The organism is Enterobacter sp. Res13-Sevr-PEC09-46 (assembly GCF_015672585.1).
Taxonomy (GTDB): Bacteria; Pseudomonadota; Gammaproteobacteria; order Enterobacterales; family Enterobacteriaceae; genus Enterobacter; species Enterobacter hormaechei_C.
Genome location: NZ_JADABR010000005.1, coordinates 657,689 through 678,958, shown reverse-complemented (window position 1 = coordinate 678,958; position 21,270 = coordinate 657,689). Strand labels below are relative to the sequence as shown.

Here is a 21,270-nt window from a genome sequence, read left to right as displayed (position 1 = left end):
TGCCCCCTGTTTTTCACGACATGCCCATTATTCTGGAGCTTTCCTTCAGTATAGAAAGGCATACTCGCTGCTGCCTTACCTTATGTAAAGAAGTTTAAAGATAACGCAGCCCTGAACACAAGTTAAGTGAATAAAAAAAGCGGCGCATGAGCGCCGCTATTTGTCGCACCCCGGGTTAAGAGGCGTCAGCCGTGCCCGGTAATGACTCCGGTGGCTGCGGGGCGAAACCACGCAGGCCCACGACGTGTACGTGTTCACTGTTCTGGAACACCTTACGCACCAGCTTATAGGTTGTCCCTTTTTCCGGACTGATGTTTTCCGGCGCCGCGATGATGAGCTGCATATCGAGTCGCTCGCAAAGCTCAAACAGCGTGGCGATGGAGCGGGCGTCGAGACGCGCGGCTTCATCGAGGAACAGCAGACGGCATGGCGAGATGTCTTTGCCGCGCAGACGACGCGCTTCATCTTCCCAGCTCTGCACCACCATCACCAGAATCGACATACCGGTACCGATGGCTTCACCGGTAGAGAGCGCACCGGATTCCGCGCGCAGCCAGCCGTCTGAGCCACGGTTAACCTCAACTTCCATTTCCAGATAGTTGCGGTAGTCCAGCAGCTCCTCGCCGATGGTTTGCGGCGTACGCTGGCCCATGTCAATCTGCGGATTCAGACGCTGATATAGCTTCGCCAGCGCTTCGGAGAAGGTCAGGCGGTTACTGTTGAACAGATCCTGATGCTGTTCGTGCTGTTCAGACAACACGTCCAGCAGCGTGGAGTGCGCCTCACGCACGTTCACGTTCAGCCGCACGCTGTTGACCTGGCCAAACGACACGCTTTGCAGGCCCTGGTTCAGCTGACGGATACGGTTCTGCTCGCGCTGAATGGTTTTACGAATAATATTCGCCACGCTGCGGGAGCTGATTGCCAGCTTCTGCTCGCGGGAGGTCAGCTCCTCCGTCAAACGGCCCAGCTCGATCTCCATCTGTTCGATCGCTTCCACCGGATCGTCGGTACGGATGATGTCCTGACGAATACGCTCGCGTAAGTGCTGATAAACCGCCACGAAGAACTGAATTTTGCGCTCAGGACGCTTCGGATCTTCGGACATACGCAGCACGTCGCGCAGGTGTTCGTTATCCGCCACCGCCAGACGCAGCGCGCCCAGCGCCTTATCCGACATAGAGCGCAGTTCATCGGCTGACAGGTACGCCAGCTCGCGACGATGCAGACGACGCTCCACGTTGTTATCTTTCACCATGCGCATCACCGCGCACCACCCCGCCTTCGCGGTCACAACCTGTTCACGCATCTCGTGATAGTCACGCTCCAGCTTGCGCAGGCGTCGCGTCAGGTTGTCCATCTCTGCTTCACAGAAGGTCAGCGCTTTTTCCAGCTGATTACGACGCGCGCGGTTGTTACTGAGCTGAGCATGCAGCTCATCGCGGCGAATACGCGCCCGCTCTTCTGCACCGCTGTCGGCGCGCACGCCGATGTCCTGCAACTCTTTATGCAGATCGTTTAACAGCTCTTTCTTGGTGTCGAAGGAGCTTTTCAGCGAGGCCATGACCTGGCTGTACTGGCTCAGCTGTGCGGCGTGAGTACGCATCGCTTCACGGGCGCGCGTACGCTCTGCTTCGGCCTGCTCAAGACGCTGGCGCAGCTTTTCATTAAGATCACTGTTCCCGCTCAGCATTTCTGCTGAATCGGAGTAGCCGAAGTGTGCGCGACGTTGCACCACTTCCGTCAGGGCAAACGCCTGCTGACGCGCTTCGCGCTGCACCTGCTGTGACCAGGCGTAATCTTCTTTTAACTGCTCAAACTGTTCCGGGTCGCTCTGGAGAACGGAAACCATCGGCTCCAGTTTTGCCAGCTGATTGCCGTGCTGCTGCACAAAGCGCGCCGCTTCCTGCGCTTCGTCCAGACGTTCCTGAATTTCGTCCACGCGGTCGGCGAGCGTATCGTCCGCCAGCAGGTTCAGGCGCGGCAGGATACGGTTAAGGGCCGCAACGCCCTCTTTCGCCTGCTCGAACTGCACGCGGCTTTGCTGGTTGTCATTTTCATGGCTGGCAAGCGCACGCTCCAGCTCACCACGGCGGGTGTTGAGCTTGCGAATTTCAGCTTCCGGATCGGGCTCAAAGGCAACGCCCAGGTGGCTGCCGATAAAGCGGCTGAACGCCTGATGCAGACGCTGCGTTTTTTGAACATCAAACGACAGGGTTGCAAAACGCTCAGAAAGCGTTTCGCGCTCAGCGTGCAGGCTTTCAATACGGTTTTCACGCGCGGCGCGGCCAAACAGCGGCAGTTCCGGGAAGCGCGAATAGCGCCACTGGCGATCGGCGATTTTCACCACCACCGCTTTTTCCAGCTCGTCGACGCTGAATACGCTGTCATCAAACGACTGCGGATCCCCTTCGATGAGGTAGAGATCTTCCGGGCAGTCTTCCAGCCCTGCAAGCTGGTCCGAAATCAGCGACAGATCAGGCACCACAATCGCGTTACGGGATGGACCGTACAGCGCGGAGAAGTACGGCGCATCGTCCAGGCCGACATCGTCGTAAATTTCAGACAGCAGCACGCCGCCGAAACGCTCGGCTAAGGCATTCAGGCGCGGATCTTCTGAGCCGCCAGGCTGGCTTAAACGCTCGATCTCTTCATCGACGTCACGCTTGCGCGCACCCACTTCGTCACGCTCAACAATCGCTTCACGCTCGCGCTCCAGCAGCTGTTGCATGTATTCGGTGACGTCCTGGCTGGAGGCAAACTCCTGGCCACACTGTTCGCTGAGCTGGTTCAGGCTGCTTTGTGCAGCCAGCCAGATCGGCGCACGCTGTAAGAGCGTCTTCGAACGCGACTGAAGCTGTTCCAGCTCCTGACGCAGCGTCATGCGCTGTTCGCTGGCGTTCGATACGGTATCCGACAGGGCCGCAATACGCGCTTCCAGCTCCTGGTGCAGGGCCTCAAGCTCGTCGAAATCGTAATTTTTACCCTGACGCTTGCAGAATTCCGCCAGCAGACGCTCGGCTTCCTGCTGTTCACGCAGACGCTGTTCCAGCTCGTTCAGGCGCATGCGCAGCGGCTGCACCTGTTCGGCCAGATGGCGTTGATTGACGCCGTCGCGCAGCAGCTCACGGGCAACGTCCCACGCTTCGTTACGCGCCAGCGGACCGTTGATCGCCACCACCAGCTGGTACGCCTGCTCAAACTGGCTATGCGCCGTTTGCGCCACGCTCATTTTCTGATCGAGAGAAAGCAGTTTCTCAGTGGCTTCCTGCTCTTTGGCCTGGAAGGTATCCAGCCATTCGTCAGCGCTTTCCGGGGTCAGGTCCGGCAGATGGCACAGCTCTTTGGCACGCTGCAACGCCTGCAATGCCTGGTTGTACTGAATCGCACGCGTCTGCTGCACATCCAGCGCCTGCTGGTAATCAGCAAGCTGGCTTTTAAGCTCATCCACTTCCAGCTCGGCGGCTTCCGCGCGGGCTTCGTTCTCTTCCTGCAAATCGGCGGCTTCGGCCACCACTTCATTTTGCTCTTCAAGACGAATTTGCAGCTCATCCAGATCGGCTTCATAGCGCTCGATTTTTTCCTGCTGACGCAGCGCGGTCTGCACCAGGTTCAGGTGATCGCTGGCCGCCTGGTAATCGGCTTCCAGATCCCCTTCCGCACCGTTGTGCTCGCCCAGTTCGCGCGCCATTTCGACATGCTTATACTGCTCAGCCACCAGCTGTTTGCGGGAGGTAAACAGCTCGCGGCGATACTCCAGCGCCTGGTCGAGATGAATACGGCGCTCGTTGGCGTGGCGCATATAGTCCGCCGCCACGTAGTTGGTGGCTTCGCTGATCAGGTGCTTAAACAGGTCGCGGTCAGACTGTGTGACGCGAATCGCTTCCAGCGTCATGCGGTTTTCACGCAGCGCGGCTTCCATATCCTGGAAGGCCTTACGCACGCCGCTGTTTTCCGGCAGCAGGTAGTCGCGCAGGGAGCGAGTAATGGCGCTGGAGATACCGCCGTACAGGGAGGCTTCAATCAGACGGTAGTATTTACTACGATCTGACGCGCTGCGCAGACGACGGGCTACCACACCGAGATCGAACATCAGAGAGTGGTAGTCGGTAATGGAGTTAAACTGCTTAAACTGCACGCCTTCGATAGCTTCCAGCTTGTCTTTCAGCTCCTGGAGCGTGAGGACGCGCGCCTGACGTTCATTCAGGGTTTCCGTCAGCAGCGCGGTCGGCTGTACGGAGGTTGGTAGTCCCTGGATCGCAAACGGTTTGATATCTACTTTACGGTCGCGGCCAGCAACCTGTTGCAGGCGCACGCCTACAACCACGCGCTGATGACGGGAGTTGATCACGTCCAGTACGGAATAACAGACGCCCGCTTTCAGCTTACCGTGCAGACCTTTATCGCGGGAGCCGCTCGTGGCGCCCGCTTCGGTGGTGTTACGGAAGTGCAGCAGGGTCAGGTCAGGGATCAGCGCCGTCACGAAGGCCGCCATGGTGGTGGATTTACCCGCCCCGTTACCGCCGGAGAGCGTTGTCACCAGCTCATCCAGATCGAAGGTTCGGGCAAAGAAGCCGTTCCAGTTGATCAGCGTTAGTGAGCGAAATTTACCGCGTTCAATCATTACCCTTCCTCCCCGCTATCCGGCTGATTCTCTTCGTGCTCGTCATTGAGCTGCAAATGGTTTTCCACCGGCATCGCTTCACCGTCACGGATCATGCGCAGCTGCGCTTCACGCGCATCGTCACCCGCACGCACGTCGGCGCCAAAACGGAAGACCGATTCGGTAATACGGAACTTGCTGCTGTCGTGACCCATGAACCAGACCATTCCCAGACGGCGCAGACGGTTCAGGGAAGAGCGAACTTTTTCCTGTAATTTCTGACGGTCCAGATCGGACCCCGTTGAGCGGTTATTGACCAGCTTGAGCAGCTTGCTTTCATCCGCCAGCGACAGCAGCTCATCGTAAAGCTCCTGCTGGGTGAAGATCCCTTCATTCGCCAGACGTTCCGGGCTGAGATAGAGGTAGCAGAGAATTTTGCCGACCATCATATCCAGTTCGGAAAGCACCGAGCGCGGAATAAGCGTGGTAGAGCGCGGACGCAGGTAGAAAAAACCTTCCGGCGCGCGGATCAGCTCAACGTTATAGCGAGCGTAAAACTCTTCCAGGTACTCCTGAAAGTCCATCAAAAAGGCGTGATTATCCAGCTCGTCAAGGCCAATGTGACGACCGGCACGCAGCTGGCTATCCAGCGCCGGAAACAACGGATTCGCCAGCGCCTGTGCCAGCTTAACTGGCATCACGTGTTCAATATTTGTCAATGACATGCGCCTGTACCTTGGCTCCGTAATCGTTAATCGGCTGCCACTTCGGCGGCAGTCCGGTGAAATCGGCTTGTGCGATGCCCAGGCGCACCGCCTGGTCTACAACAATGCGGGCAACATCGAAGTGGCGCGCGCGCGGATACTGCGCCAGATAGTCGCGTACCACGAGGCCAAGATCCAGCGGTGCTTGTCTGGTTTTGTAGACAGCGAGCTGTTCTTCGATCATCGCCGCAAGCTGCTCGCGAATTTCGTTAAATTCTTCGTATTCCAGATCCGGTGGCAGTTCACCGGTGACCTCTTCATCACGCAGCGCCATCTCTTCGTCGCGCATATCCAGCAGACGATCGGCGTTGGCGTAGGTCAGCGCCCACGGCGCATCGAAGTAGGTCTGTACCGACTGGCGCAGACGTTGAGCAAAGACGCGATTCTTATCCATATCGATGGCGGTACGGATAAATTTATGCACGTGGCGGTCGTAACCGATCCACAGGTCGATCGACTGCTGGCCCCAGCTGATAATGCGGTCAAGCTTGCTCTGCAAATCAAACACCAGACGGTCGATAAAATGCAGATCGTCGTGCGCCATTGTCGCGTCCTGGATGCGCAGCAGATTGGCCTGTAGCTTATCCCCCGCCGCCTCCAGCGTATCCTGCAACTCACGCAGCGTACCGGACGTTTCTGACAGCAAGAGTTCACAGCTGGAGATAGCCGCACGCCAGTCTTTATTAAGCAGTTGAGCGATATCGTCTTTCACCTGCTGCTGCTGTTCGTCCATCAGACGTTGAGTCAGATCGATACTGTCGAAAATCTCGGCGACCGAATATTTCAGCGGCGCGTAAACGTTGCGATGCCAGTGGAATTCGTCACCGTTTTCATCAGCCGCGTCGGCGGCACGCTTCAGCTCACCTGCAACAATAGAGAGCTGCATGGAGAGACGCAGCGTGGAAAATTCGCGCTGGCGGATGTAATAGTCGGTAATGCCAATGCCCAGTGGCGTAAGACGATAGATGGCGTTTCCTTCCGCCTGCTCGCTGGTAAAGCGGTTCAGCAGACGTTGACGCACCATATCATTGATTGCGTTGTTGGCACGCACGCTAATGGTTTCGCTGGTTTGCTCAAACGCATCACTGACGTGGCGGAACGCATCCACCAGTTCGCCTTCACTCATTTCGCCATCCAGGCGTTCGCCGTTTAGCGTCGCAACCGCCAGCAGGAATGAGAGTCTGTCTACCGGCAGCGAGATGGAGAAATCGTTTTTCCTGGCCCAGGCAACCAGTTCGGGGACTGTCTGGGAAAATTCACTCATAGATTATCCTTGCATCTGCGGCTTGCGCGCGGTGACGTGTATATAGCGGCCAAGGCTCAGATAAGGCTCCTGGCGGCAATACCGCGTCTCTATTTCTGTTAAGGCGTCTAAACAGTCATCCTGTTTTTGTTTATCACGCAGATAATCATGAAACACCCTCACGCCGGTTTTGCCGGTAATTTCCCAACCGATCTCCTCCAGCCAGCCATAGACCTGCTGCGGTTCACGGGGGAAATCCGGTGAAAGCGTGCGTCGTTTCTTTTTATACATGCCCTGCTGTACATAGCCAAAATTGCCGACCAGCACGTTTCGCATTAGCAGGCCGTTGGCATTGTAAAACATCAGCGATAACGCACCGCCCGGGCGCAACATCGACCACAGCGTTTTTAACATCGCTTGTGGTTCGGCGATCCATTCGAGCACAGCATGAAACAATATCAGATCAACCTGCGTTTCCAAATGCTGCGGAATGTCCTGAGCGGCGCAATGTATAAAATGCATGTTGTCGCTCACACCTTTCTCTTCTGCCGCTCGCCCTGCGCGCGCAACCATCTCGGCAGAAAGATCGCAAAGCGTGACGTGATGTCCCCGCTGCGCCATCAGAATTGCAGTCTGACCTTCCCCACCACCGGCATCCAGCACGCGCAACGGTCGGTCACCGAATTCAGCCAGCAGCTTGTCCAGATCCTGCCAGAGGATCGTCTGACGAAGCTGACCTTTGGTGGTGCCATAAATGTTGCGCGAAAACTTTTCCGCGATGTCATCAAAATTGCGATCCCGCATTGGGAGGGTTCCACTCACTACAAAACCGCTATTTTGTCACACCCGCGCGGAGAATGAACCACTCTGGTGTAATATCACCGACAATCGCCTGCTGTATGGTTAAAAAAGGAACCAAAAAGGATGCTTTTTACCCTAAAAAAATATATCGGAGGCATGATGCTTCCCCTTCCCCTGCTGTTGCTTCTCATCGCGCTGGGGCTGGCATTAATATGGTTTAGCCGCTTTCAGAAAAGCGGTAAATCCCTCGTTACCGTGGGCTGGCTGGCGCTGCTGTTACTCAGCCTGCAACCGGTCGCTGACGGTTTATTACGTCCGATTGAAAACACCTACCCGACATGGCAGGGAAATCAGAAGGTGGGCTATATCGTGGTGCTGGGCGGCGGGTATACCTGGGATCCGAACTGGGCGCCCAGCTCGAACCTGATCAACAACAGCCTGCCGCGCCTGAACGAGGGGTTCCGCCTGTGGCTGGCCAATCCGGGATCGAAGATGATCTTCACGGGCGCTGCGGCAAAAACCAACCCGGTCAGTACCGCTGAAGCAGGAGCAAGAGTGGCTGAATCGCTTGGCGTACCACGTTCCGCCATCATCACGCTGGATAGCCCAAAAGATACCGAAGAAGAGGCGGCGGCGGTGAAACAGGCCATCGGTGATGTACCGTTCCTGCTGGTGACCTCTGCTTCACACCTGCCGCGCGCAATGATTTTCTTTGAGAAGCAGGGCCTGCATCCGCTTCCTGCTCCGGCAAACCAGATGGCTATTGACGCCCCGCTCAATCCGTGGGAACGGATAATCCCGTCCCCGGTATGGCTGATGCACAGCGATCGCGTCGGCTACGAGACGCTTGGCCGCCTCTGGCAGTGGCTCAAAGGTTCGTCAGGCAAGCCAGGGCAGGAGTGATTTTGCGGCCAGATCGAAACTGGCGCGATTAAAGCGCCCGGTGTTGACCAGCTGCGCCACCTCATCCCAGAGAAGATAGAGCCAGCGTCGCCAGAGAAAGGCCTCCGCAACAGGGGCGCGCTGAAGATAGTGCCAGAGCAAATCTTCCGCCGCCCCGCCCTCGCTCAGCCTGAACAGTTCGTACTCGCGCGGCGCCCAGAGCATGATCCCCGGCCCGACCATCGCCAGCAGCTGGTCGCTGCGCGAGTCTTTAAGCATACTGCGCAGCGTGAAATTGCCGTGAACCAGCACGCAGTTGTCGTTAAAGCCCTCAAACAGCGTCGGCAGACACTCCCGGGTGCGGAATAAAATACGTTTGTCCTGCATCGTTAAACCGGTGTTGTTGAACTGGTTCAGCGTGCCCCACAGCACTTCAACACGCTGGCGATACCACAGCGGCCACAGGTTTTCCTGCGTGCTGTCCACCGCGCCAACAAGTCCCCGGCTGTCCTGCCGATGCCAGGCAAGCAGAGCCTCGACAATCTGATCTTTCAGCTGTTCCCAGCGCTCCGGTGTACGCGTCGGGGCTTCAACAGAAACCCCGCGTAAACGCTCGATAAGCAGAACATCCGGGCCGGGATGCTCCTCATGGGTCATCACGCCGTAGACCGTCGGCATGCGGACAGTCCCTTCCCGCGCCAGCATCGACATTTTCCAGGCCAGCTGTCTGGCGACGCCCGGCGAGGTAAAACTTCTGGCCATCAGCGGCATGGGGTTTCCCTGACTGTCGTACAACGACCAGAGTGCGGTGTCGGCCTTTTCATTCACGCATTCCACCCGGCTTAGCTTTTCGCCAAGGAGATGGCTGAGTTCAGCACGCAGCTGTTCCATATGAGATTACCCCCATTAAGACTACTGCTTTTATAATGAGCGCGCGAAACCCGGATGTCACCCGGTAGAGATCAATAATGAAAAAGAAAAGGAAAATAGCCTGGCGGGAGAGCATCCCCCCAGACGAGGGGATGCCAGCGAATTAACGCATTTCGACGCGTACGCGCTCGAGATCTTCAGGGGTATCCACGCCGGTGCCTGGGATTTCCTGGGCAACCGCAACGTGAATTTTCTCGCCGTACCACAGCACGCGAAGCTGTTCGAGCATTTCAATATGCTCCAGCGGGCTTGGTGCCCAGGCGACGTAGCGACGAATAAAGCCGGCGCGGTAGCCGTAAATACCGATGTGGCGCAGGAAGGTTTCGCCGATTGTCTCTTTCGATTGCGCGAAACGATCGCGATCCCACGGAATGGTGGCGCGGGAGAAATAGAGCGCGTAGCCCTCTGCGTCCATGACCACTTTCACCGCATTCGGATTGAACGCCTCTTCAGCGTGGTGAATCGGCACCGCGAGGGTCGCCATCCCGACCTGACGCTGAGCCAGGTTGTCGGCCACCTGACGGATAATCGCCGCCGGGATCATCGGCTCATCGCCCTGCACGTTCACAATCACCGTCTCGTCGCTGAAACCGCATTTTTCGACGACTTCCGCCAGGCGCTCGGTGCCTGACTGATGATCGGCACGGGTCATGCACACTTCCCCACCCGCGGCCTCAACCGCGCGCGCAACATCCGGGTGATCGGTGGCGACGATGACGCGTCCGGCGCCCGATTCGCGTGCCCGTTCAAGGACATGCACAATCATCGGTTTGCCATTGATATCCACCAGCGGTTTACCTGGCAGGCGCGTTGAAGCATAACGCGCAGGGATAATGACAACAAAACTCATGGTTTGATCTCTTCTGCCACCAGGGAACGGGCTTCATTTTCCAGCAGGACCGGAATACCGTCACGCAGCGGGAACGCCAGGCTGTCCAGTTTGCAAATCAGCTCTTGTTTATCCTGGCTGTAATACAGTTTGCCGTTGCACACCGGGCAGGCAATAATTTCAAGTAAACGGTGATCCATAGTTCCTCCGTATGGGTAATCGCTAAAGCTTATCACATTCCCTTTTCAGGGAGTGCCTGTTTCCCAGCCACCTCGACAGGTCGTAAACAGCCCCGCAGGCACGCGACCGAGTACAATTTCATGCGCCCCCTGCCAGCGGGCAAATTCACTGAGCGCAGTCGTTAACCCTTTTTCCAGGCCAGCCGTCACCTTTATGCCCTCTTCAAGCCAGAGCGCGATAATTTCAAGCATGCCGGTTTTACGGTGCATTTTAGCGTCCATGCGCCCGACTAGCTGGCCTTTGTGCAGCAGCGGCAAAACAAAATAACCATACTGCCGTCTGGGCGCCGGAGTGTAGCATTCCAGACGGTAGCTGAAATTAAACAACTGCCCGGCCCGCTTTCTGTCCCAGACAACGGGGTCGAACGGCGACAGCACGGCACTGTGGGTCGCTTGGAGTTTGCCCTCCTGCGCCTGCGCCAGCAGAGGGAACAAATCCGCATGCAACCACATTTCACCTAACGACTCTACCGAGACCGGCATGACGCGCTGTTCGCGCTGCCACGATTCCAGCAGTGGTTTTAGCTGCGGCTGACGCAGACGATAATAATCCGCCAGCCACTGTGGGCGGAAGATGCCAAGGCTGCGGGCGCTGTTCCCGAGCATGATGGCTTCGGCTGCGTCCTGAGACAGCAGGTCACGCGTATCGTCCCAGTGAGGCATAACACGGTGCGTGAGGTCATAGACGCGCTGAAAGTTGCGACGCTCGACCACCATCACTTTGCCCGACGTAAACAGCCCTTCAAGATGGCGTTTGTGCGGTTTCCACTCCCACCATCCGCTTGCGCCTTTTCGCGGGTGTTCAAAATCCGCAGAGCGTACCGGCCCGTTTTCCTGAATATGGGCAATCAGTTGCTCTATTTCATCCGCGTGTTCCACCATCCACTCCTGACGGTATTTCCAGCCCATTTTGTCCGGGGCGAGCATGCGGTGACGCATCAGGGCAAAATCGCTTCGCGGGAGAAAACAGGCTTCATGCGCCCAGTATTCCATCAGTTCGCCCTGATTTAGCGCATTATCCAGCCACTGCGGAGGATAGTTTCCCAGGCGGCTAAACAGGACCAGATACGGGCTACGCGCCACGATGTTAATGGTGTCGATTTGCAGCAACGACATGCGTTGCACGGTAGAGAGGATATCAGCTGGCTGCGCGCGGCGGCGGGGCTTTTTCAGAAGCCCCTGGGCGGCAAGATGCAGGTTTCGTGCGGCTGCAAGTGAGAATTGCGGTAGAGACATGCGTTTTCCTGTCAGTCAAAGCGCCACCGGAACCGCGTAGAAGTTACTGCACTAACGCGAGCAGTTCCTTGAGCAAATGTTCCGGCTGTTCGCCGCTGAGTTCAGCGTCAACCGGCAGATACCACCAGTTTTCTTTCGCAAAGGCCCGGCATTTTACCGCGTCTTTTTCCGTCATGATCAGCGTCTGTCCCGGCGCTGCCAGCCTTTCAACCTCTTCGGCAACTAACGCCTGGTGATCGGCCAGCGGCACCCGTTTATCAAGCTTTGCGCCGCACTGCTCCAGCGTTGCGAAGAAACGCGGCGGATGACCTATACCGGCCATCGCAACCAGATGTTCCAGTTGCGCGACGTCTTTGCGCTCGCCGGTCAACATATTCACGGCCTGTCCGGGACGAAGATACATCGGGATTTCGCCCGCTCTGGCTTCACCACCGTTCACAATCACGGCATCGACGCTCTTCAGGCGCGACGCTCGCTCACGTACAGGACCGGCTGGCAGCCACCAGCCGTTGCCAAAACGCCGCACGCCGTCAATAACCACGATCTCTTTGTCACGCGCCAGCGCGTAATGCTGCAAACCATCATCGGTAATAACGATTTGTACGTCATGCTCCGCAAGCAGTGCCTTTACGGCATCACTGCGCACCGGCGATACCGCAACCGGCGCGCCGGTACGCTGGTAAATCAGTACCGGCTCATCGCCGGCTTCAGCGGTTGTTGTATCAGGGCTCAGCACCAGTGGATACTGCGCCGCTTTACCACCGTAACCGCGTGAGACAACTCCCGGGCGGATACCGCGTTTATGGAGCTGTTCTACCAGCCAGATCACCACCGGGGTTTTGCCGTTTCCACCCGCCGTCAGGTTGCCGACCACCACCACCGGTACCGGTGCGCGCCAGGCGCGCTTGATCCCGAGGCGGTAAAGCAGACGAATAGCACCGCTCACCAGGCCATACAGCCAGGAGAGCGGGAGAAGCAGCACCCACAGAGGGGATTCACCCGACCAGATGCGTGCAATCATTGACCGAACTGCATTTTATGAAGCTGCGCGTAAACACCACGCTGTTTCAGCAGGTCCGCATGGCTGCCGCGTTCAACGATCACGCCATCTTCCACCACCACGATTTCGTCAGCCTGTTCGATGGTCGACAGACGGTGCGCAATAACCAGCGAGGTACGGTTTTTCTGTAATTCATCCAGAGCCGACTGGATAGCGCGTTCAGATTCCGTATCCAGTGCGGACGTTGCTTCATCGAGGATCAGAATCGGGCTGTTGCGCAGCAGCGCACGGGCAATCGCGATACGCTGACGCTGACCACCTGAGAGCAGCACCCCGTTTTCGCCAATGATCGTATCCAGACCGTTATCCATTTTGTTAATGAAGTCCATCGCATAGGCCATACGCGCCGCATTCTCAATCTCTTCACGGCTGTACTCTTCGGTACGGGCATACGCAATGTTGTTCGCCACTGTATCGTTGAACAGATGCACGTTCTGCGAGACCAGCGCGACCTGGTTACGCAGCGACTGGAGGGTATATTCCCGCAGGTCGTGACCATCAAGCAGGATCTCGCCCTGGTCGATATCGTAGAAACGGGTAATCAGGCTGGCAATGGTCGACTTGCCCGAACCGGAACGACCGACCAGCGCAACGGTTTTACCCGCCGGGATGGACAGGCTGATATCACGCAGCGCCGGCACTTCACGGCCTGGATAGGTAAAGGTGACGTTACGGAATTCCAGGTCGCCTTTAGCGCGCTCGATCACGCGTGTACCTTCATCTTTTTCCTGTTCGGAATCGAGGATGCTGAACAGCGTCTGACAGGCTGCCATCCCGCGCTGGAACTGGGCGTTGACGTTAGTCAGCGATTTCAGCGGACGCATCAGCGCAATCATGGATGAGAACACCACGGTAATGGTACCCGCAGTCAGGGTTTCCATGACGCTCGGGAAACTGGCGGCATACAGGACGAAGGCCAGGGCCAGAGAGGCAATCAGCTGAATGATCGGATCGGAAATCGACGAGGCCGATACCATTTTCATTCCTTGCAGGCGCATTCTGTTGCTGACCTTGTCAAAGCGTTTGGTTTCGACTTCCTGACCGCCGAAAATCAACACTTCCTTATGGCCTTTCAGCATCTGCTCGGCGCTGGTAGTCACCTGCCCCATCGTATTCTGCATATTTTTACTGATGTTGCGAAAACGCTTTGATACCACGCGGATCGCGATGGAGACAATCGGCGCCAGCACAATAAGGATCAGCGACAGTTGCCAGCTGTAATAGAACATCATCGCGAACAGGCCAATGATGGATGCGCCTTCACGCACAACGGTAATCAGTGCGCTGGAAGAGGACGACGCCACCTGCTCTGAATCGTAGGTAATACGCGACAGCAGGGTGCCGGTTGACTGTTTGTCAAAGAATGAGACCGGCATCCCCATCATATGGCTGAACAGCCGGCGGCGCATGGTCATCACCACTTTACCGGATACCCAGGAGATGCAGTAGCTGGATACATAGCTGGAGATTCCGCGTAAGATCATCAGCCCAATAACCACCAGCGGCATCCATAGCAGCACTGAACGATCCGTTTTACCGAAACCGTCATCCAGTAACGGTTTGAGAAGCGATAACATAAACGTATCGCTGGCTGCGTTGAGGATTAACGCTACGCCCGCCACGATCAAGCCTGCTTTGAAAGGAGCAATCATCGGCCAGAGCCGGCGGAACGTTTGCCACGTGGAGAGATCTTTGTCGTTATGCATTCAAAAAACCAGCATTTGTTGAAATAGCCGCATATTCTACCCGTTATCTACGGGCGCGCCAAACCACTGATGATACCAACGCGGTAAATAGTGTTCGCGTAAGCGACGAATTTGCCGACTATGGTGCGAAAAGGTCACAGATATCTGCCCGGAATGCGGGGTATCAAGCCAGAGATATCCCTCCGTTCGATAGCGCCGGACCACTTTAATAGAAGGGAAACGCCACGCGTTATAGCGAGCCATCGAGGCCAGCGAAACCTGCCCCTCTACGCGCTGTAGCAACGGTGTTGAAGATGACGTGTTACTTCCATGATGCGGCACCTGAATCAGTGTAGACGCAAGCTGACGCCAGCGGTGGCTCAGCATTGCCAGTTCTGCCTGCGCTTCAAAGTCTCCGGTCAGTAAAACGCTCTGTTCGCCGTCATCGATTTTTACCACGCAGGAGCGGTTGTTACCTTTCGCCGAGGTGTTTTCGGGTGGCCAGTGCACGGAGAACGTTAAACCCTGCCACTGCCATCGCTGTCCTCGAAAGCACGGAAGATGTCCGGACCAGGATAAGGGGCTCCTGATCCACATTGCGGGCCAGGCAGCTTTTAGCGATGCCAGTCCCCCCGCGTGGTCGAGATGTTCATGGCTCAGGATCGCCCCTTCCGGTTTCAGATGATGCCAGCGTAGCCAGGGGATAATCAGCTGCTGCGCACTGTCCCCACCGGGCCATGCCAGCCCGGTGTCATACAGAATGGCCTTCCCGTGACGCTCAATGACCATCGCCAGCCCCTGCCTTACATCCAGCATATGCAGGGACCAGCTGTCTGTTTTAACCCTGTGCCAGAGGGGAAAGGCCAGCACCACGCTGCCTGCCAGACAGACTGCGGGTGCTGCGCTGAAGGCCCTGAATCGCCAGCCAATGACCAGCAGCCACGGCAGTAACGTCAGGTATTGCCAGCGTTCATCAACGTCCTGCCAGCCATTCGGTAAACGCATCAATAGCCAGAAAAGCCCTGCCAGAGATTTATCAGTAGCCAGCCAGACAATACTTTCCAGCGCAGCGACCGGAAACAGATGCAGAAACATGCCGAGCAGGATCAGCGGAACTGAGATAAACGTGACCAGAGGAACGGCAAACAGGTTCGCCACCAGCGAGGAGAGGCTGAAACCATGGAAAATCAGGACCTGAAGCGGCAACAGAAGCAGCAGCATTCCAACCTGCAAATACACTAGCGTCGCCAGCGGCCGCAGGCACCGGCCACGTTGCCAGTGCGGGAGAGGCAACCACTGATACCAAAAAATAAGCGCGGCGACCGCAAACGCTGACAACGCCAGGCTTTGTGACAGTACCGCCAGTGGGTCGAAAATCAGGATCGCCGCCACGCAGGTAAGCCATACCTGCCAGGGCGACCACTGGCGACCACTCATTTTTAATGCAGCCAGTACCACAAGCGCGATAACCGTGCGCAGCGCGGGCGGCTGCAAGCCCGTTAGCCATGCGTAAAACGCGGCAAAAATCAGCCCTGCCAGCAAGGGGATTTGCCAGATAATCCAGCGGCCCGGCAGGAAGAACTGAATGCCCCGCGCCAGAAACCAGATGACAGAAGCGGCCAGCGCAATATGTAATCCCGAGATTGCCATCAGATGCATCGTTCCGGTATCACGCATCAGGTTTTTTATCTCCCGCGAGACCGACAGCCGCTCCCCCATCCCCAGCCCCAGGATCACGGGTCCCCACTGATATGCTGAAAGAGTATTCTGTAGTGATGTCAGGTATTGCGCACGCAGACTACAGCCTTCGTCAACGAGCGCCGCATGGGTAAACCGTCCACTCAGCGTCTGGTGTCGGGCAAAGGCATTTTTCTGTGAATCATAGCCGCCATCGTTGAGTTCTCCGTGTACCGCCCTGAACCGCAGGGTCATTGCCCAGCGTTGACCCACGCAGACGTTTTGCGGCAGATAGTTGCCATACAGCGCCACGCCCATGGCAGCCCACACGCGTTCTCCATTGAGGCTGACAATTCTTCCCTGATGCATCGTTGCGCCGTCCGTTGCGGTAATGACCACCTCGGCCTGCTGCGGTGCTTGCGTTAAATAGTTCATCGGCCACACGCTTTCCTGAGCGGCCAGGATCCCCCAGCACATAAAAAGCAATGCGAGTCCTGAAAACCTGAGCCATTTTCTCTGCTGTACGGATAACGCAATTCCTGCGGCAATCAGCAACCAGACAAGATGCAAATCTGGCAAAACGGGTAACCAATAGAGCGGGATTATGGCCAGAATGGCGCACATACTGATAACGTGGATCCCCATCTTCACCTCCATGTTTCAGGCGATTATGCGGCGGGACTGATGCGTCGTCAGACAGGAAAGACGTGATTTACAGCAGGCGCTGCAACGTTTTTAAGCGCTTACAGCAAAGAGAAAATTAAAATGCGGCGCGTATTCAGAAATGCAGGGGCGGGATACAAAAAAAGCACCCTAAGGTGCTTTCTTTAAACTCAGTTTAACCCTGATGATTAAACTCAGTTACCGTAAATATTGGCGCGATCGCGCAGTTCTTTACCCGGCTTAAAGTGCGGAACATACTTTCCTTCCAGCTCCACTTTATCGCCAGTCTTCGGGTTACGCCCGGTACGTGGTGCACGATAGTGCAGAGAAAAACTACCGAAACCGCGGATTTCAATGCGCTCGCCCTGGGCAAGAGTGGTAGCCATATGCTCCAGCATCTCTTTAACGGCATCTTCCACAGCCTTGGCAGGGATATGCGGTTGCTGACTGGCAAGTCTTTCAATCAATTCTGACTTGGTCATGATTCCTCCGGTTCCTTTCAAACCCATTAGCTGAACAGCTTATTAAACAAGGGCGGCCGTAGCCGCCCTTTGTTATTGATTACAGGACGAATCCTGCAATCTGTCAAGTCTGCTCTCCATCCTTCACGCTGTAAATGCGTTACAGCTCAAATGATGGTGCGAACCTGAACTTACTCGCCTTTAGCTGCTTTGAAAGCTTCAGCCATTGCGTTGTTAGAGAAGTTTGCATCTTCCTGTTTGTTCACAGTTGCGATTGCATCTTTCTCATCAGCTTCGTCTTTAGCACGAACAGACAGGCTGATTGCACGGTTCTTACGGTCAACACCGGTGAACTTAGCTTCAACGTCGTCACCAACGCTCAGAACCAGAGTTGCATCTTCAACGCGGTCACGTGAAGCTTCGGAAGCGCGCAGGTAACCTTCAACGCCGTCAGCCAGTTCTACGGTTGCGCCTTTAGCGTCAACAGCAGTCACTTTACCGTTTACGATTGCGCCTTTCTTGTTCAGTGCAACCCAGTTGTTGAACGGATCTTCTGCGAGCTGTTTAACGCCCAGGGAGATACGCTCACGCTCTGCGTCAACTTGCAGAACAACTGCTGCGATTTCGTCGCCTTTTTTGTATTCACGAACTGCTTCTTCGCCTGCAACGTTCCAGGAGATGTCAGACAGGTGAACCAGGCCATCGATGCCGCCGTCCAGGCCGATGAAGATACCGAAGTCAGTGATAGACTTGATTTTACCTTCAACACGGTCGCCCTTGTTGTGGGTTTCCGCGAACTGCTGCCATGGGTTGTTTTTGCACTGCTTCAGGCCCAGGGAGATACGACGACGTTCTTCGTCGATATCCAGAACCATCACTTCCACTACATCACCAACGTTAACAACTTTGGATGGGTGGATGTTTTTGTTGGTCCAGTCCATTTCGGAAACGTGCACCAGACCTTCAACGCCTTCTTCGATTTCAACGAAGCAGCCGTAGTCAGTCAGGTTGGTAACACGACCAGTCAGTTTAGTACCTTCTGGGTAACGCTTAGCGATAGCTACCCATGGATCTTCGCCCAGCTGTTTCAGGCCGAGGGATACACGAGTACGCTCGCGGTCGAACTTCAGCACTTTAACAGTGATTTCGTCGCCCACGTTCACGATTTCGCTTGGGTGCTTAACGCGTTTCCACGCCATGTCGGTGATGTGCAGCAGGCCATCAACGCCGCCCAGGTCAACGAATGCGCCGTAGTCAGTGAGGTTCTTAACGATACCTTTGACTTCCATGCCTTCCTGCAGGTTTTCCAGCAGCTGATCGCGTTCTGCGCTGTTTTCGGATTCGATAACGGCACGACGGGAAACAACAACGTTGTTACGCTTCTGGTCCAGCTTGATTACTTTGAACTCAAGCTCTTTGCCTTCGAGGTGCAGGGTGTCACGGACTGGACGAACGTCTACCAGAGAACCTGGCAGGAACGCACGAATACCATTCAGCTCAACAGTGAAGCCACCTTTAACTTTGCCGTTGATAACACCGACCACAGTTTCAGCTTCTTCGTAAGCTTTTTCCAGCGTGATCCATGCTTCGTGACGTTTAGCTTTCTCACGAGACAGCAGGGTTTCGCCGAAGCCGTCTTCTACTGCGTCCAGAGCAACGTCAACTTCGTCACCAACCTGGATTTCCAGCTCGCCCTGGGCGTTTTTGAACTGCTCAGCCGGGATGGCAGACTCAGATTTCAGACCGGCGTCAACCAGTACAACGTCTTTGTCGATAGCAACAACAACGCCACGAACGATGGAACCCGGACGGGTTTCGATTTCTTTTAAGGATTCTTCAAACAGTTGAGCAAAAGATTCAGTCATGTTTAATCTTCAGGTTAATATTAACGTCCACCTGGCTCCGTGCCGGATGGGGTTGTTTCACATACCCGCCGTCAATCCATTGCAGCGGGGGTACTGCTAAATCGGTCGCGATTACGCGAGTGCCAGTTTTTGGCGCGCATATTGTAGCGCTTTTTCAATCACTTGCTCAATAGTTAAACTGGTTGAATCCAGCACTAATGCGTCTTGCGCGGGAACAAGTGGTGCGACGGCGCGGTTACGATCGCGGTCATCGCGCTCTTTTATCTCGGATAAAAGGCGATCAAAGTTAACACTAAACCCCTTTTCCTGCAACTGAAGCATGCGGCGTTGAGCACGTTCTTCTGAAGAGGCGTCAAGGAAAATTTTCACTGGCGCATCGGGGAATACCACGGTTCCCATGTCGCGGCCGTCGGCGATCAGCCCCGGCGCTTCACGGAAACCGCGCTGGCGACGTAACAGCGCTTCACGAACGCGTGGGAAAGCCGCCACCTGAGAGGCCGCATTGGCCACTTCCTGGGTACGGATTTCACCGCTGACATCTTCCCCTTCCAGGATCACTTCAAGGTTGCCATCGGTCGAGACAAAGCGCACATCCAGATGCGCAGCCAGCGGTACCAGCGCTTCTTCAGACGCAACATCCACATGATGATGCAGCGCAGCCAGCGCCAGCACGCGATAGATTGCTCCCGAATCTAAAAGATGCCATTGCAATGCTTCCGCCATCGCTTTGCACAGAGTACCTTTCCCTGCGCCACTTGGCCCATCAATGGTGATTACCGGGGCAATTGCCGTCATCTTTTTCTCCTTAATTAAGGCATACCGTTTACATGAACGCCGCGCATTATACGCGCCAACGTGCGCAACTGTTACCTTTGCGTGCAAATTACGGAATGATTGAAGCAGAGTGTAGAAGAAATGAAAGAGGATGAGTGTCAGAAAGCGTAAGGAAATGCCGCATCAGGTGATGCGGCATACGATCATCAGGCCAGGGTGCTAATGCGCGCCAGCTGTTCGAAGTAGTCCGGGAACGTTTTTGCCGTACACTTCGGATCAAGGATAGTGACTGGCGTATCTGACAACGCCACCAGCGAGAAACACATCGCCATGCGGTGATCGTTGTAGGTGCCAATTTCTGCAAATTGCAGTTTTGCCGGCGGCGTGACGCGAATGTAGTCTTCGCCCTCTTCTACCTCGGCCCCCACTTTACGCAGCTCGGTTGCCATCGCGAACAGGCGGTCCGTCTCTTTCACACGCCAGTTGTAAATGTTTCGCAGCGTGGTGGTGCCTTTCGCAAACAGCGCAGCGGTGGCAATGGTCATCGCCGCATCCGGAATATGGTTCATATCCATATCGATGGCGTTCAGCTCACCGTGGGTGCAGGAGATGAAGTCATCGCCCCAGGTCACCACCGCGCCCATTTTTTCCAGCACGTCAGCAAAACGGATATCGCCCTGCACGCTGTTGCGGCCAATGCCCGTCACTTTTACCGTACCGCCTTTAATCGCACCTGCGGCAAGGAAATAGGAGGCGGATGAAGCATCGCCTTCAACCAGGTAGTGGCCCGGGGACTGATACTGCTGCGCTCCGCGCACCACGAAACGCTGATAAGACTGGTTTTCCACCTCAACGCCAAAGGTGTTCATCAGGTGCAGGGTGATATCAATGTACGGCTTAGAAACCAGGTCGCCTTTAATGCTGATGACGGTGTCCTGTGGTGCCAGCGGTGCGGTCATCAGCAGCGCAGTCAGGAACTGGCTGGAAACGCTACCGTCAACCTCAACATTCCCGCCAGTGAATCCCCCGCGCAGACGCAGGGGCGGGTAATTTTCCTGCTCAAGATAATCAATCTGCGCGCCGCCCTGACGCAGGGCATCCACCAGATGGCCGATCGGACGCTCTTTCATTCGCGGCTCACCGGTCAGCACAATATCGTTACTCCCCAGACACAGCGCAGCGGCCAGAGGACGCATCGCGGTACCGGCGTTACCCAGGAAAAGCTCCAGCGCTTCAGCAGAATGTAACGCGCCGCCGTTACCGGTGACTTCACAACGGGTACGATCGTCAGACAGCGCGTACTGAACGCCCAACGCTTTCAGTGCATTGAGCATATGGCGCACGTCATCGCTGTCCAGCAGATTAGTGAGGACGGTGGTGCCGTTTGCCAGAGCTGCCAGCAGCAGAGCGCGGTTCGAGACACTTTTTGAACCAGGCAGATTAATGGTGCCATCTACCCGCGCGATAGGTTGTAACGTCAGGGATTCCATGAAACTTAACTCTCAACTCAACATAATAAAAACCCCGCAGGAACGCTGCGGGGGTGAAAAACAGCCAA

General features: G+C 55.9%; 16 protein-coding genes. 1 reads left to right on the top strand and 15 read right to left on the bottom strand.

Features of this window, described 5'->3' with window-relative positions:
- Window positions 1-175 precede the first annotated feature (175 nt).
- Genes mukB through cmoM form a run of 4 tightly spaced genes read right to left on the bottom strand, consistent with a single transcriptional unit; the run spans window position 176 to window position 7,414 of the window.
- Complete coding sequence (gene mukB, locus IMQ56_RS04420; RefSeq protein WP_045329586.1) at window positions 176-4,624, bottom strand: chromosome partition protein MukB; 4,449 nt, start codon at window positions 4,622-4,624, stop codon at window positions 176-178.
- Window positions 4,624-5,328, bottom strand: coding sequence for a chromosome partition protein MukE (mukE, locus tag IMQ56_RS04415; RefSeq protein WP_196063680.1), 705 nt, complete (start codon window positions 5,326-5,328; stop codon window positions 4,624-4,626). The genes mukB and mukE overlap by 1 nt, the downstream gene beginning before the upstream one ends.
- Window positions 5,309-6,631, bottom strand: coding sequence for a chromosome partition protein MukF (mukF, locus tag IMQ56_RS04410; protein ID WP_015570962.1), 1,323 nt, complete (start codon window positions 6,629-6,631; stop codon window positions 5,309-5,311). The genes mukE and mukF overlap by 20 nt, the downstream gene beginning before the upstream one ends.
- 3 nt (window positions 6,632-6,634) lie before the next feature.
- The gene (gene cmoM / locus IMQ56_RS04405; RefSeq protein ID WP_003858212.1) at window positions 6,635-7,414 is read right to left on the bottom strand and encodes a tRNA uridine 5-oxyacetic acid(34) methyltransferase CmoM; all 780 of its coding nucleotides are present in this window, start codon (window positions 7,412-7,414) and stop codon (window positions 6,635-6,637) included.
- 120 nt (window positions 7,415-7,534) lie between these two features.
- Here cmoM and elyC point away from each other — a divergent pair, with 120 nt between their 5' ends.
- Entirely contained in the window at window positions 7,535-8,314 is a 780-nt protein-coding gene (elyC, locus tag IMQ56_RS04400; RefSeq protein WP_196063681.1) for an envelope biogenesis factor ElyC, read from the top strand.
- Here elyC and IMQ56_RS04395 read toward each other — a convergent pair.
- The 11 genes from IMQ56_RS04395 to aroA all read right to left on the bottom strand — a co-directional run bounded on the left by IMQ56_RS04395 (window position 8,291) and on the right by aroA (window position 21,202).
- Window positions 8,291-9,184 (bottom strand): YcbJ family phosphotransferase, encoded by an 894-nt coding sequence (locus IMQ56_RS04395; protein ID WP_003858216.1) that lies wholly within the window; start codon window positions 9,182-9,184, stop codon window positions 8,291-8,293. The two genes, elyC and IMQ56_RS04395, sit on opposite strands and share 24 nt — an antisense overlap.
- A gap of 142 nt (window positions 9,185-9,326) precedes the next feature.
- Complete coding sequence (kdsB, locus tag IMQ56_RS04390; RefSeq protein WP_015570964.1) at window positions 9,327-10,073, bottom strand: 3-deoxy-manno-octulosonate cytidylyltransferase; 747 nt, start codon at window positions 10,071-10,073, stop codon at window positions 9,327-9,329.
- Window positions 10,070-10,252 carry a protein YcaR gene (ycaR, locus tag IMQ56_RS04385; protein WP_003858220.1) on the bottom strand — a complete coding sequence of 61 codons (183 nt, stop codon included), beginning with the start codon at window positions 10,250-10,252 and terminating at the stop codon, window positions 10,070-10,072. The genes kdsB and ycaR overlap by 4 nt, the downstream gene beginning before the upstream one ends.
- A 45-nt stretch (window positions 10,253-10,297) precedes the next feature.
- Window positions 10,298-11,527: a winged helix-turn-helix domain-containing protein gene (locus tag IMQ56_RS04380; protein ID WP_196063682.1), complete on the bottom strand. Its 1,230-nt coding sequence runs from the start codon at window positions 11,525-11,527 to the stop codon at window positions 10,298-10,300.
- A 43-nt stretch (window positions 11,528-11,570) separates the two neighbouring features.
- Window positions 11,571-12,548, bottom strand: a complete 978-nt coding sequence (lpxK, locus tag IMQ56_RS04375; RefSeq protein ID WP_196063683.1) for a tetraacyldisaccharide 4'-kinase — start codon at window positions 12,546-12,548, stop codon at window positions 11,571-11,573.
- Complete coding sequence (msbA, locus tag IMQ56_RS04370; RefSeq protein WP_196063684.1) at window positions 12,545-14,293, bottom strand: lipid A ABC transporter ATP-binding protein/permease MsbA; 1,749 nt, start codon at window positions 14,291-14,293, stop codon at window positions 12,545-12,547. The genes lpxK and msbA overlap by 4 nt, the downstream gene beginning before the upstream one ends.
- Before the next feature lie 36 nt (window positions 14,294-14,329).
- Window positions 14,330-16,594, bottom strand: a complete 2,265-nt coding sequence (locus IMQ56_RS04365; protein ID WP_196063685.1) for a ComEC family protein — start codon at window positions 16,592-16,594, stop codon at window positions 14,330-14,332.
- Window positions 16,595-16,806: 212 nt separating this feature from the next.
- Window positions 16,807-17,094: an integration host factor subunit beta gene (ihfB, locus tag IMQ56_RS04360; protein WP_003858233.1), complete on the bottom strand. Its 288-nt coding sequence runs from the start codon at window positions 17,092-17,094 to the stop codon at window positions 16,807-16,809.
- Window positions 17,095-17,264: 170 nt separating this feature from the next.
- Window positions 17,265-18,938 carry a 30S ribosomal protein S1 gene (rpsA, locus tag IMQ56_RS04355; RefSeq protein ID WP_003858235.1) on the bottom strand — a complete coding sequence of 558 codons (1,674 nt, stop codon included), beginning with the start codon at window positions 18,936-18,938 and terminating at the stop codon, window positions 17,265-17,267.
- A gap of 111 nt (window positions 18,939-19,049) precedes the next feature.
- Window positions 19,050-19,733 (bottom strand): (d)CMP kinase, encoded by a 684-nt coding sequence (cmk, locus tag IMQ56_RS04350; RefSeq protein ID WP_015570968.1) that lies wholly within the window; start codon window positions 19,731-19,733, stop codon window positions 19,050-19,052.
- A 185-nt stretch (window positions 19,734-19,918) separates the two neighbouring features.
- On the bottom strand, window positions 19,919-21,202 hold the full coding sequence (gene aroA / locus IMQ56_RS04345; RefSeq protein ID WP_015570969.1) for a 3-phosphoshikimate 1-carboxyvinyltransferase: 1,284 nt from the start codon (window positions 21,200-21,202) through the stop codon (window positions 19,919-19,921).
- Window positions 21,203-21,270 lie beyond the last annotated feature (68 nt).